This window comes from Spirosoma humi (genome assembly GCF_054776575.1).
On record NZ_BAAHBR010000015.1, the window covers coordinates 40,206 to 53,605 of the forward strand.

General features: G+C 51.5%; 13 protein-coding genes and 1 tRNA gene. 9 read left to right on the forward strand and 5 right to left on the reverse strand.

The features are described 5' to 3' along the window. The first annotated feature begins 251 nt into the window (after positions 1-251). On the forward strand, positions 252-1,391 hold the full coding sequence (locus tag ACYU8Y_RS16315) for a glycoside hydrolase family 18 protein (protein ID WP_460939116.1): 1,140 nt from the start codon (positions 252-254) through the stop codon (positions 1,389-1,391). Between the two features lie 83 nt (positions 1,392-1,474). Further along, a complete protein-coding gene (locus ACYU8Y_RS16320) occupies positions 1,475-2,104 on the forward strand; it encodes a DNA-3-methyladenine glycosylase family protein (RefSeq protein WP_460939117.1) in 630 nt (209 codons plus the stop codon). Positions 2,105-2,109: 5 nt separating this feature from the next. On the opposite strand, the gene ACYU8Y_RS16325 is transcribed toward ACYU8Y_RS16320, so the two are convergent. The 5 genes from ACYU8Y_RS16325 to purL all read right to left on the reverse strand — a co-directional run bounded on the left by ACYU8Y_RS16325 (position 2,110) and on the right by purL (position 7,704). Continuing rightward, positions 2,110-3,504: a DUF4403 family protein gene (locus ACYU8Y_RS16325; protein ID WP_460939118.1), complete on the reverse strand. Its 1,395-nt coding sequence runs from the start codon at positions 3,502-3,504 to the stop codon at positions 2,110-2,112. A gap of 51 nt (positions 3,505-3,555) precedes the next feature. Next, positions 3,556-3,711 (reverse strand): FeoB-associated Cys-rich membrane protein, encoded by a 156-nt coding sequence (locus ACYU8Y_RS16330; protein ID WP_460939119.1) that lies wholly within the window; start codon positions 3,709-3,711, stop codon positions 3,556-3,558. 78 nt (positions 3,712-3,789) lie between these two features. Then, positions 3,790-4,326, reverse strand: coding sequence for a YfiT family bacillithiol transferase (locus ACYU8Y_RS16335; RefSeq protein WP_460939120.1), 537 nt, complete (start codon positions 4,324-4,326; stop codon positions 3,790-3,792). A 211-nt stretch (positions 4,327-4,537) separates the two neighbouring features. Beyond that, positions 4,538-5,338, reverse strand: coding sequence for an inositol monophosphatase family protein (locus ACYU8Y_RS16340; protein ID WP_460939121.1), 801 nt, complete (start codon positions 5,336-5,338; stop codon positions 4,538-4,540). Between the two features lie 95 nt (positions 5,339-5,433). Then, the gene (purL, locus tag ACYU8Y_RS16345; protein WP_460939122.1) at positions 5,434-7,704 is read right to left on the reverse strand and encodes a phosphoribosylformylglycinamidine synthase subunit PurL; all 2,271 of its coding nucleotides are present in this window, start codon (positions 7,702-7,704) and stop codon (positions 5,434-5,436) included. 170 nt (positions 7,705-7,874) lie between these two features. On the opposite strand from purL, the gene ACYU8Y_RS16350 reads away from it, so the two are divergent. From ACYU8Y_RS16350 to ACYU8Y_RS16380, 7 genes are all read left to right on the forward strand, one after another. After that, positions 7,875-7,959, forward strand: a tRNA-Ser gene (locus ACYU8Y_RS16350). 260 nt (positions 7,960-8,219) lie between these two features. Continuing rightward, a complete protein-coding gene (locus ACYU8Y_RS16355; RefSeq protein ID WP_460939123.1) occupies positions 8,220-9,443 on the forward strand; it encodes a phage integrase SAM-like domain-containing protein in 1,224 nt (407 codons plus the stop codon). Positions 9,444-9,663: 220 nt separating this feature from the next. Beyond that, positions 9,664-10,875, forward strand: a complete 1,212-nt coding sequence (locus ACYU8Y_RS16360; RefSeq protein ID WP_460939124.1) for a DUF3825 domain-containing protein — start codon at positions 9,664-9,666, stop codon at positions 10,873-10,875. A 136-nt stretch (positions 10,876-11,011) separates the two neighbouring features. Further along, positions 11,012-11,467, forward strand: a complete 456-nt coding sequence (locus ACYU8Y_RS16365; RefSeq protein WP_460939125.1) for a hypothetical protein — start codon at positions 11,012-11,014, stop codon at positions 11,465-11,467. After that, complete coding sequence (locus tag ACYU8Y_RS16370; protein ID WP_460939126.1) at positions 11,454-11,807, forward strand: hypothetical protein; 354 nt, start codon at positions 11,454-11,456, stop codon at positions 11,805-11,807. The genes ACYU8Y_RS16365 and ACYU8Y_RS16370 overlap by 14 nt, the downstream gene beginning before the upstream one ends. Before the next feature lie 19 nt (positions 11,808-11,826). Then, entirely contained in the window at positions 11,827-12,123 is a 297-nt protein-coding gene (locus ACYU8Y_RS16375; protein ID WP_460939127.1) for a hypothetical protein, read from the forward strand. A gap of 2 nt (positions 12,124-12,125) precedes the next feature. After that, positions 12,126-13,400, forward strand: coding sequence for a hypothetical protein (locus ACYU8Y_RS16380; RefSeq protein WP_460939128.1), 1,275 nt, complete (start codon positions 12,126-12,128; stop codon positions 13,398-13,400).

A 13,400-nucleotide genomic window follows, 5' to 3' on the forward strand; every position in this document is an offset into this window, starting at 1 on the left:
TCAAAGATAAATGAACTACTCTGCACGTAACCGAATGTTCAGAAAATGAGTTTTAGCCAGCCTCCGTCAGCGCACTTCCCGGCCTTATCTGTTCGTTCCCGGTGATGAAAAATGACGCTCACCGGTTTAATTAACCCTTATTGAACGGCGCTCCCTACGTATATTTGTGCCCCAGGGTCCTGCACTGGCCTTTTTAGCGCGGCTCTGTCATTACCGTTTCGACGGCCTGATTTACCCTCTCACTCATGACCATGAAACCCATTCGCTTCGTTGCCATTGCCCTCATTTTTCTCTTTGGACCAACTGTGCAGGCGCAGTCGACGCCAAAACCCTACGTCATAATTGGCTATGTGACGGGCAACGGCTGGACCAAAGACCAGATTGAAGCCAAGAAATTAACCCACATCAACTACGCCTTTGGCGTTCCCGACGAGCAGGGGAAAATAGCCCCACTGAGCCAGAAAGACGCCGAAAACCTGGCCGCGCTGACGTCGCTCAGGGCTACGAACAAAGACCTGAAAGTCTTGCTGTCCATTGGTGGCTGGGGCGGCTGCAAGTATTTCTCAGACGCAGCCCTGACCGATGCGTCTCGCCGTAAATTCACCCAAAGTGCGGTCGATATTCTCAAAAAACACCGGCTCGATGGCATCGACATTGACTGGGAATACCCGGACCAAATTGGCGCTGGCAATATTTTCCGGCCGGAAGACAAGCCGAATTTCACTCTCTTTTTGAAAGCCCTACGGGATGGTCTGGATGCTCAGGGAAAACTCGACGAACGGACGGGCACCAATCATTACCTGCTCACGGCTGCCACCGGGGGCGATACGGCCTTTGTCAATCATACCGAGTTGGGCAAAGCGCAGGTTTACCTGGATTACGTCAACATTATGACTTATGATCTGTACCACGGCAATGATAAAGTAACCGGGCACCATAGTCCCCTGACCCAATCGGCCAAAGGCGACCACGCCCGCAACAGCAGCGCCGATGCCGTCGATGGTCACATTCGGGCGGGCGTACCGGCCAGTAAACTAGTGCTGGGTTTACCATTCTACGGACGCGGCTGGGCCGACGCCCGCGACCAGGATAACGGTCTGTTTCAACCCGCAACGGGCAAACATTCGTTTATCAGTTACGACGAACTGGCCGATAAGTACATCAACAAGAATGGGTTTACGCGCTATTGGGACGCCGACGCCAAAGCGCCTTACCTCTGGAACCCAACATCACACACGTTTATCTCCTACGCTGATCCTGAATCATTTAAATATAAGATCGACTATGTTAAGTCGAAAAAACTGGCGGGGGTTATGTTCTGGGAGTACATCTACGACCTCAAACAGAAAAGCGTATTGCTGAATACACTGGTTGAAGGCCTGGAAAAATAAGCCGCCACAAACGGTGTCTGGGCTGCGCTTCGGTAGCGCCCGGACACCAAACTCAATCACCCTTCTTTCGGTAAGTTTTCGATATGTCTCCCGACTCCCCCGCCCTCAGGCACATTGCCCTCGATCCGGTCATGGCCCGTATCATTGCCGAAACGCCATCGCCCAAGATTTTCAACGACTACGCCGACGATCTGTACCTGGCTCTGCTGGAAAGCATTGTCTCTCAGCAGATTTCGGTCAAAGCAGCGGATGCCATTTTTAATCGTTTCCGGGCGTTGTTTCCCGATAACTACCCGGAAGCAAAGGCGTTGTTGCTCAAAACCACGGACGAACTGCGAAGTGCAGGCTTGTCGTTCCAGAAGATCAAGTACCTGCAAAGTGTAGCAACGTTCTCGCTCGAAAAGTCGGGCGCGGCACTGAGTCGGGCCTACATTGACACGATGACCGATGAAGAAATCGTGCAGTACCTGTTGCCTATCAAAGGCGTTGGCCGCTGGACTGTGGAAATGTTGTTGATGTTTGTGCTCAACCGGCCAGACGTTTTCCCGATTGATGATCTGGTGATTCGGCAACGGATGATGCGGGCGTATCCTGAACAAACGGACGGCCTGACGGGCAAACCACTTTATAAGGTTTTGCTCGAACTCGCCGAACCCTGGCGTCCTTATCGAACAACCGCCAGTCGCTACCTCTGGCGATGGCAGCCGAACTAACTCCGTTATAACTTCTTGACCTTGACCGCTACCTTCGACTTTACCTTGATCAACACCTGAACGCCATCGGGACGAACAACGATGCGTTGCGGGATCAAGCGGAACGTGTCCAGATTGAGGGCCGTTTTCTGACCTACTTTGGCGTTGGCAAAGGCGGTTTCTATTTTCTCGGGTATGGTGGCAATTTGCTGACGAAGCGGAATAACCATGGCTGCCTGAATGGTGTCGCGCAGGTGATCGTGAAGCAGCCAGTCAGCCGTTGCAAAAAGGCGCTCTTTGGTGTCTACGTCAAAATCGACGTCCTGCATTTGAAGCGTATTCGTGAGCGTATCGTAATGCGGATTGCCGTGGAAAAATAAGGTTCCTTTTACGCGCCCGCCTACATCCGCCTTCAGGATAAGTTTACGGCCACTGCCATATACTTTTGCCTTATTTACCGTCACATTGCCCCCGGCGAGATTGAGCTTTTGCTTGATCAGTTTGTGCGCCAGTACCGTATTCACATCGGTATAGGGAATGAAGGCCAGCACTTCGATACGAGCCGAATCGGGCAAGCTTTTTCGGCGCAGCAACCGGGGCAGCCGCTCCAGCGAATCGACCAGCGGTTTGGGTCCCAGGTGTGTTTTTACCCGAAAAGCAATCTGAATGGGAACCGTAATCTGTTTTTTGTTGCCATACACGGGCGCAACCGCAATGCTGAACGGCTTGGGAAGCAGCCAGAAATTTTCGGGTACTTTGGCAATGCGCAATGGGTTTTGCATGTCCCGCCAGACTTTCCTTACCTCGCGATCGAGCCGAAGGCCGTTGTAAACCGCTTTGTCGATAGCCGCTTCAATATCGGCCCGACGCTTGTCCAGAATTTTTTCGGCAATTTTTTTGACGTTGAACTTTATGCCCAGCATCTGCACTTTCGGTTCCTGGGTCCACTGGTAGTTCTCGAAACTGGATTTTGTCGCCAGCCGCCAGGACGAGCCGACGCCGACAGGGCTATTGAACGTCACGGAGAGGGCGCAGAGTGGTCGACTTTTGCGTTTACCTGCTTTGCGAAGACCGATTGGGTTAGTGTACCAGACTTGCAACGGGGCGGAGAAATATACTTTCCGATTCGCGTACCGGATACGCACCGGGCCGGTACGCTCTACCCGAAGCTTCCAGGATTCCCCTTTCCGGCCTTCGAAGGTTTCTTCAGGAACCAGGGTAGTCGAGAGCGACCGGTTGATTTTGGCTTCCAGGTCGCTGATATTGAAGGTCAGATTTCCGGCCATGTAGGAAACCGGATCGGAAATGGCGGGCTCAAACTCCTCCTGAACCGGCGCATCCGGGCGAACGCGGTGGCACCCGTCCAGACTTAAAATAAAAACGAGTAGAACAACTAATCCGGTAATTCGCTGAGCATTCATTGCTACACCTAACTACGGACTTACTAAAATGTTATGGGCGCTAACGTATATTCATTTTACGGCAGATCGGGCTGGCAGCTTAGTATCTGTGGCACAGCCACATCCTTTGCCGCAACCCGCCTTTTTTGCCGAGAAATTCCGGTAAGCCCGACTGCCTAAATAAGCAAGCGCAACGGCAAAAATCAGAAAAATGAGGAGTTCCTGCATGAGTCTATAAAATGTTACTGTAGTAGATAGGTCGATCATCCGGGATCATACAGCCTACCTACTACAGTATACATTTTTTCACGCCCAACCGTTCCGCTGGGCTAGTCGGTACGCATGCTGGTAGTGGTGTTCTCCGTGCCAGGCATACATGGCAATAACTTCCCGCAACACAAAGGTTCGCTGGCTACCGGGGTGGAAATACGTCCGGCTTAATTCGGTATCGGTAAGGGCGGCCAGAATCGTCACCCAGCGCAGATGCAGGTTTCGCAACAAAACCAGCGAAGGGGCGATGTCGAGGGTAGAGTCCGGCAGTTTTGGCCATTCCCCTTCTTCGTAGGGTGAAATGGTCGGGTTAAATTCCGTCAGCGCCAGTTTCGTGCGGACATACGCATTAATGTGGCTATCAGCTATGTGGTGGACCAGCTGTCGAATTGTCCAGCCCTCCGGCCGATAGGGTGTATCCAGCCGGTCATCGCCCCATTTACCAACCAGTTCGGTTAGTTTAATGGGCAGTCCATCGATTGCTGAAATGTGCTGCCGGGTGTCTTCATCCGAAAAAGATTGCCCGTAAACGAAGTCGCCAATTGGGTATTTGAGTGCATCCAGATCCTGCATTAGACAAGTTGTATTTTGAGGTATGTCTTGGCTATACTGGCCGGGGAGACCCGGCCTGACAAAACAAATATAGCGTTTCGCTGGCCTGACACGTTCGTCCGGTTTTCAAAAAATGACTAGTCCAGCCTGCGTATGTACCAGACAGCTTCTAGCTGTCTGAATGAAGCTGATTCTATGCGAATGCTCAGACAGCTAGAAGCTGTCTGGTACTTTACCGCCAAAACTCGCGCATGACCTTCATCAATTCAGGGTGTATGCCACAGGCCGCTACCACATCACCCCGGAACAGGAATTCATCCCCTCCTGCGAAGTCAGTAACGACGCCACCCGCTTCCCGAACGAGCAGTACGCCAGCAGCCATATCCCACGAATTAAGGTTGTATTCGTAAAACGCTTCGAACCGGCCGGCAGCCACGTAAGCCAGGTCAATAGCGGCCGATCCCATTCGGCGCAAACCATGCGTTTGCTGCATCAGCGACTCCAGAATACGCAGGTAGGCCTGCATTTTATCAAACGCATAATACGGAAAGCCGGTCGCAATTAAACTCTCGCCCAACTGCGTGGCGGGCGAAACGGACATGGGTTTGCCATTACAATAGGCTCCTCCACCCTGCCAGGCCGAAAAACATTCGCTTCGGTTGGGGTCGTAGATGACACCGGCGATGGGTGTTTTGCCCTGGGCCAGCCCAATGCTCACGGAGAAAACGGGGAGATCATGAATGAAATTGGCCGTACCATCGAGCGGGTCGATGATCCAGTTGAGCGCCGATTGATCCGCTTCCTGCCCCGTAGTGCCTTCTTCGGTAATAAAACCGGCTTCGGGCAGTAGCTGACGCAGCTTTTCAACCAGTTGCTTTTCAGTTTCTTTGTCTACGTAAGATACCAGATTATTCAATCCTTTGTATTCGATTGCTTCGCGCTGGAAGCGACTCCGTTCCTGAAGTAAAAAAGCGCCCGCATCCGTGGCAATAGTGGAGATTTCCCGGGTAATCGCGGCTAAGTCAAGTGTCATAGAAGTAGTTAAGATGTAAACTGGCCGATGATCCGCCAACAAGCTGCTTGCTGGGCGCATCGTCGGTCAGTTCAATGATTTTTAGCTAAACACGTTCATGGGTGAGCCATAAGTTTACCCAACGCGTTGTCATATAGCTCTTTCGCTTCGGCCAGTGTAATGATTGGCGTACCGTCGATCACGAACGCGGCTGACGAATCCGTTACGGTACCCAGCAACATAAACGGCATGACCGTATCGTGCAGGTAGCCTTCCAGGTGCGTTTGTTGTTCCGGCGAGATCGTGACGACTACGCGGCTCTGGCTTTCTCCGAAGAGGAACGAATCCAGCCGGTGACGATCGTCCGAACTAATCGCAAAGCCTTTGTTACCCGCCATAGCAGACTCGGCCAGCGTAACGAACAGACCACCATCCGACACATCGTGTGCCGACTGAATCCAGCCCTTGCGAATCATGGTCTTGATGCCTTCCTGCACGTGCCACTCGTCGTCAAATTCGAAATAGGGCGCGGGCGACGCTTTCATGTCCAGGAATGAGTACAGGTACTCCGACGAAGCAAGGTCGTTCGTTGACTGGCCGATCAGGTAGATCAGGTCGCCTTCATTTTTGAAATCCAGCGTCATGCGGTGAGTCGGGTCTTCCATCAGGCCGAGCATACCGATGGTGGGCGTCGGAAATACGGGGCCATCGTCGGCGCTTTGGTTGTAAAAGCTAACGTTACTGCCCGTAACGGGTGTGCTGAACCGGCGACAGGCTTCGCCCATGCCCTGAACCGCTTCCACAAATTGCCAGTATACTTCCGGCACGTAGGGATTCCCGACGTTCAGGTTGCTGGTGACCGCCAGCGGCTCGCCCCCCGAGCAAACGATGTTGCGGCAGGCTTGGGCAATGGCAATCATGGTCCCCTGGCGTGGGTTAGCGTTCACGTAGCGGCTGTTGCAACCAACGGTGATGACGATGGATGTATCGGTAGCCGGTATACCGGGCCCGTTTACCCGCACAACAGCCGCGTTGGAAGGCGCATTAGGGCTGCGGTCGGCGGAGCCTCCCATCGAATCATACTGCTCGTATACCCATTTACGCGAGCAGATATTCGGGTGCGCCAGCAGATGCCCGGCAATTTCCCGAATGTCTTCCATCTCAATGTCGTCGACGTCGTCGATATCGAACTTGGCGTATTCTTTTATATAGGCCGGTTCTTTATACTCCCGGTTGTACTGGGGCGCTCCCCCACCCAACATCAGATCATACGCAGGCACATCGGCCACGAGTTTGCCATGGCGGTAGAAATGCAGACGACCGAGGTCCTGTTCGCCCCGGGCCGTTACTTCGCCAATTTGTGCGCAGTTCAGATTCCATTTATCGAAAATCTCCTGAATGATAGGCTCTTTCCCCTTTTCAATTACGACCAGCATGCGCTCCTGCGATCCGGACGACAGAATCTCGAAAGGAGCCAGGTCCGGCTGGCGGGTGGGTACTTCGTCGAGGTCGATGATCATGCCGTGCTCGCCTTTTGCGCTCATCTCCGCCGTTGAGCAGATAATACCGGCAGCGCCCATGGCCTGAATACCAATCACATAGCCGGTAGCCATGATTTCGAGCGTGGCTTCCAGCAACAGCTTCTCCGTGGACGGATCACCCACCTGTACCGCTGAAAGCTCATCGGTCGATGCGGCTGAGATGTCTTCGGGGGCCAACGTGTCCCCGTGAATACCATCTTTACCCGTTGCCGAGCCAACAATAAACACCGGGTTGCCTACGCCGAAGCTGATTGCCTTCGCCGATTTGCCGACTTCTACAATGCCCGCCGAGAACGTATTCACCAGCGGATGGGTGTTGTAGCAATCATCGAAAAAAAGCTCATCGCCCACGGTCGGGATTCCCAAGACCTTGCTATAATCGCCGATACCTTTTACGACACTGCACAGTAACTGCCTGGTTTTTGGCAGTGCCAGATCGCCTAAGCGAAGGGAATTAAACTGGGCAATGGGCCGGGCACCCATCGTAAATAGACCGCGGTTGATACCGCCAACGCCTGTGACCGCTCCCTGGTTAGGCTCCAGCGCCGACGGGTAGTTATGCGACTCAATCCTGAACGAACAGGCCAGTCCATCGCCAATGTCGACCAGACCGGCGTTTTCTTCACCCGCTTTGGCCAGCGTACGATTCGAATCGCGGGGCAGGGTTTTCAGCCAGACGATGGAGTTCTTATACGAGTAGTGCTCCGACCACATCACCGAGAAGATACTCAGTTCTGTAAAATTTGGCTGACGCCCCAGAATTTCTGCGATTCGATCAAATTCTTCGGGCAGCAGGCCCAGTTTGCGGGCGGTCTCGAGCGAGGGTAGCGATTCGAGGGTATCCATTGTATAGAGCGAAAGGGTGAACGAGCGCCTGAGTGGCCAGAACGGCATCCGTTCCTGCACTCATCGACGTTTCTGCTCGTCAGATCATTGTCAAAATTAGCCTTTTTACCTGAAAATGGCCCGCTGTGGGTTGACATATCTCAAAACGTTCTTATATTTGCACCCAAGAAAGAGAGATGGCAGAGTGGTCGATTGCGGTGGTCTTGAAAACCACTGACTGTAACAGGTCCGGGGGTTCGAATCCCTCTCTCTCTGCAAACTCCCTATATCGTTGAGTATGGTGCCCGAAACTAGCCGTTTCGGGCTTTTTTTTTGTCCCTTCTGACCCATTCAAGCCGGTTTTGCCCATTTTGAAGCAAAGGAGGTAGCACCCCTTTATATCAGGTGACACCTCTTAACTAGTAGTTAATCAACTATATAGGCAATAATTAAAAATAAGTTACAATAAATGGTCTAAAATTTTTAATTCCGGTTCTATAATCGCTCCACACCGCTCCGTACCAAAATACAGAGCAATGAAAATTGTCAAGCGTATGGAAATTATCTTCTGGCGTCGTAAAAGTAAGCAGAAGGACAAAGTTCAACTTTATTGCCGGGTCACGGTGGCCGGCGAACGAGCAGAGATCGGAAGCACCGGCATTACAACCTATCGGGATTACTGGAATGACAAGCAGATCAGCGAACGGGATCCGGAAGCGCTGTTTAAAAACGAACAGCTGGACATCATGCGGGATCACCTTAGGGCCATCTTCAATGACCTGTTCCGCCGAAAGGAAAAAATTACCGCGGCTAAAATCAAGCGTATATATGAAAGCGGTAGTGAATGCGTTTCCCTGCTTTCAGCCTTCGAGCTGTATTTAACCGATAGCGCCCAGGATCCTGAACGAAGGCTGAAAAAGTCTAGCTTAGAGGTTTACGATAATGTGCGTAAAAAACTGGTCGACTTTCTGATCAGCGAAAATGCCCAGGATCTGCTGGTAGAGGATTTTGATTTGACCTGGGTAAAGAAGTACCGGCGCTGGATGAAGCAGCTGCCTCTGGATGGTGATCAGATTGGCCACGCAGATTCTTACGTGGTCAAGCACACCCAAACTATCAAAAATGTCTTGACCTGGGCCAAGCTGCACAAGGTGGCCGACAGCAATCCACTCGACGGGATGCGCATCAAAAATGCCGAATATGACGACCCGGTATTTCTCAGCGAGGAACAATTTCAGAAACTTAGGACGCACACCTTCGAAAATAGTCACCTTCAACAGGCGGCTGATATTTTCGTCATCCTGTGCCGTAGTGGGTTCCACTATGGGGATTTGAAAGATTTTGTTCAAAAAAGTAAAACGGCGGTTCGGAAGGGTCTCGATGGCGAGGTCTGGCTGATCAAAGACCGGATAAAAACTGAAGTATCCATTCGGGTGCCTCAGTTTGAGGAAGTGAAGGCAATCGTCGATAAATACGGTGGCTGGGAAAGGTTACCCCTTACCTCCTTACCCAAATTCAACACCTGGCTGAAAGTCATCGCGGGCAAACTCGATCTGCCGGAGGATTTATCCAGCAAGGCGGGCCGTAAAACCTTTACCGACTGGTGCTTCAACAAACTTTATCTAAGCACCGACTCGGTTAAGGTAGTGCTGGGTCGGAAAACCGACAAAGGGCTTGAAGTGTACGGCCGACCCGATGAACGTCGTGTAATCGGCGAAATGGAGCAGAGCAAAGTATTGCAGCAACGTAAGATGAAGTAGATCAATTAACATGCCCGGTAGATGTTCTACCGGGCATGTTAATTGATCTACTTTGCGCATGCACCTAAGTAAGTTTTTAGCAAGTACGAATTTGGCCTTGCTGTCACTTGAGCCACGTCTAAAAAATTATAGTTACCTTAAAGTAATTACCTTACGATTTTATAAAACTTATAGTTATCATTGAGCCGCAATAAATTTATCTACACGCTATATAATGATTATGACACAAGGAAAAGTACTCTTTTTTGATGCTAGAAAGGGATTCGGCAAGATCACCACACCTGAAGGGCACGAGGTTTTTGTTCACTATTCACAAATACAAGATGACGCTAAAGTTCTCCTTGAAAATGAAGATGTGGAGTTCGAGATAGAAAGTAGTGCAAAAGGTCCCTCTGCAAAAAATTTAACCCGAGTAACTGACAGATACGTCGGCACTGTCGATCAGTTTGAACGTGGGTTCGGATATATAAAAGCCGCAGGAACTGACGAAAAATATTTTATTCATCACACTGATATAATAGGAAAAGGCTTCAAAAATGTGGAACCAGGTTTTGAAGTTGAGTTTACTGCAAGTGTTTCTGATAGAGGCTTACAGGCAAAGCAAGTTGTCATGCGTGACACTCGCTCTGGATTAGAAAAATTCGCTGCTTTTAGAGATTGGGACAAAGACATAGAAGATTTAGCTAAAAACCACGCCCAGCCAGAAGACGGAGATTGGGATTACATTTCAAATAAGACAGGAAGACATCCTGTTCTAGAGAGTTATATTACATACACATTTGCTCGTTTGCATAAAGAAGAGAAAATAAAGTATGCTCTGATTAATGAGAAGGGCCGTGATTTAAAGTTTGCATGCTTTAACACGGGGCTCGCTACTATAAAACAAGAAGATATCTTTGCCTATTTTGAGCATAAAGACAATTTTCCAGGAAATCGCCATACAGATAGCTACATAAAACAGCCTGCTTGGGTATTCAAGTGCTTCGATAGGGAAAGTAATAGGACCATGAATTACTTTGCCGAGAAACCGGAACTAGCTAATTATTTTCAAAATGCAGCAGAGTTGATTTACGAGTCGTCAAGAAGGCTCATCCCTGATTTTGAACATATTTTAGACGACAGAGAAAAACGTTTTCCAGCGGTTTTTCGTGATTTAAGCAAGCCGCAACAAGTAGAAAGAGTAAAAAGTGCTATTGACTCAGCTCTCACAAGAATCAGGAGAAATTATAAAACAGCTATTCCTCAATTTTATAGCGACTCCATTCAACTACTTCTACCATTATGTATCAGCACTGCTGAAACTACAGATGTGGCTTTGGTGGTCGCACGAGAAGGCGAGGTATATCGTGCGAATACAGTATTGCCATTAGATTGGGCCTATAACAACGCCCGCCTATTGGCTAAGCCTGATAGAGAGTGGTTAAACCCTTAATTACCCTCTTTTCATAAGTCATTAATATATCACTTCTTATTTATCAGGGGTAAAATAAACTCTTTGTTTTAGCCTTTTTAATTAAGTTCATCTAACTCGATGTTTAAGGCCCACCAATCTATGGTGGGCTTTTTTTGTGTCCTTTCCAGTAAGCTCGTCCCGGCTGAATTTTGGTCTGACAATCACCACCACAGCCATGATCGCCTTCCTGACTACCGTTGCCCACTTCCTGCGGGGCACCTACGCCAAGTTTGGCACCAGCAGTAACCTGTTTCGGGAAATCATCGTCAGCGTGCTCACGGCCGTTTCTGTGGCCGTGCTGGCCCAACTCTTCACTCCGGCCAATGAATCACCGGCGGCTGAACTGAATACGACTGTCAACACCGTGCTCAGGGCGCAGCGGAATGCTGACTCGACCCTGGCACTCGTGCAGGCATGGTGGTATCAGAAAACCATCGATTCCCTAAAATCTGTACTCCTCGACCGCGATGAACAAGACTCTTTACGCCGTAATGCTGGCCTGTCTGATTTGGATGCCATGCGCCGGATCAATGGGGCAATCAATATTGGTCGGCAACGTGCCAAACAGTAGACCCGGCATTCCCCAGGATAGCCTGGCCATTGCGCGGGCCTTCGTGCACAACGCTAAACCCCTGCTCGACAGCCTGACGGCACTGCACTTTGCCCGGATCCAGATCGGCCGACTCAAGACGGACCTCACCCAGCGGGAAACCCAGCGCGATGGGCTGGCCAGTTCCTACACCCAGGCCCAGCAGCAGATCGTGGGCTTTCAGTTGGAGAGCCTTCAGGTTCGGGGGGAGCTGAGCCGGATCAAGCGTAAACGACGGTTCAACCTTGTCGAGATCTGGCTGTGGCGGGTTGGGGCTGGCTACCTGGTCTACAAGAAAATCTGTCCTTCGTGCCGTCCCTGATCCAGCCCAACTTCGTACCATGAGTTCAGAAAAACGCATCAATCGCCGGGCGGTCTTCGCCGAAATTCACCAGGATGTCCAGGGCGGTGAACCCCACGAGTTTTCGGTGGGCTACTGCCGGGATGATGGGACGCTGGGTTACAAAGCCCGGGTCACCAAAAGCCAAAGCCGTCAGGCGGGTGAGCGGGGCTACCGGGGTAACGTCTCGCTCAATTTTGTGCTGCTACTCTGCAACCAGGAGAACGGTCAGCACTTCGAACTCGCCATCGATCGGCTGCTCTATTACAACGGCCGTCGCATCAATCACCAGAGCTAACTATGGAATGGATTAACGAAGATGTGGCCGTGGTCACATCGACCACCCACACGGCTGCTATCCTGCAGCTCACCGACCGCGTAGGTCGGGACCATGCCTACGGTACCACCTATGGCCTGCTGGGCAATGGCCTCGACCACGTGCCCTGGGGCAATGCCGACAACCAGCCCAATACCATGGGCGTGCTGGTGCAGAAAAACAACCAGATCAAGCCCCTGCTCGATTCGAACCGGGATATGATCTACGGCACCGGCATCACCTTCAATCGACGGGTGATCGTGGATGGGAAGATGCAGCTGCTGCCCTACGAGGACAATCAGCTCATCGAGTGGGCCATCAAAACTCGGCTGGCTCACTACGCGATCGGCGCGATCAACGAGCGGGTCACCAACGGGAACCACTTCACCCGCATCGAGCTGGAGATGGACGGTTTACCCCTGCTAAGCGTGGTCGACAGCTACAATGCCCGGATTGCTCAAAGCAGCACCCGCCTGCAGCCCAGCTTCTTTTACAATCCGTTCTTCGGCGACTTCTCCTATTTCCGGCCGCGTGATTCCGAACGCGTACCCGGTTTCGATCCCCGCAACCCCGAGGCTAACATCGTCTCGTATTTCCACTCCAGAGAGCATCAGTCGGGCAATCCACACTATGCCTTCCCCAGCTGGTGGGGAGCCAGCGAATGGATCGAGTTGGCCAACCTGATCCCCATTTTCCACCGCTCCGGCATCACCAACGGCTACAACATCAAGTATGTAGTGAAAATGCCGAAAGACTACTTCGATTATGAAGGGGGCAAGCCGGTGGAAGCGGGCAAGGTAGCGGCCAAATGGCGCGAATTCGGCAACAACCTGTCGAGCTGGATGTCGGGTACCAAGAACGTCAACAAAACGCTCGTGCTGAAATACATGCGGGACGAGCAGGGCAAAAACAACGATGCCATCGACGTGGTCCCCCTGAAAAACGAGATGAGCGACGACGCTTACTCGAAGGTTTGGGAAATGGCCAACGTGTCGATCGCCAATGCGGCCGGTATTCTGCCCACCCTGGGTGGGGTGAATCCGGGCAAGGGAAACGACTCGGGATCCCAGATCCGGGTGATGGCCGATTTCCAGCAGCATTTCCGCACACCGGTGCATCACGTGCTGCTCAGCGAACCCATTTACTACGCCCTCCGGCTGATGGGCTACAAAGACATCGTGCCCAGCTTTTCGGGTGTGCAGATCACCACGCTCGATGTCAATCCGACGGGTACCCAGGCCGTCACAAACCACAATTAA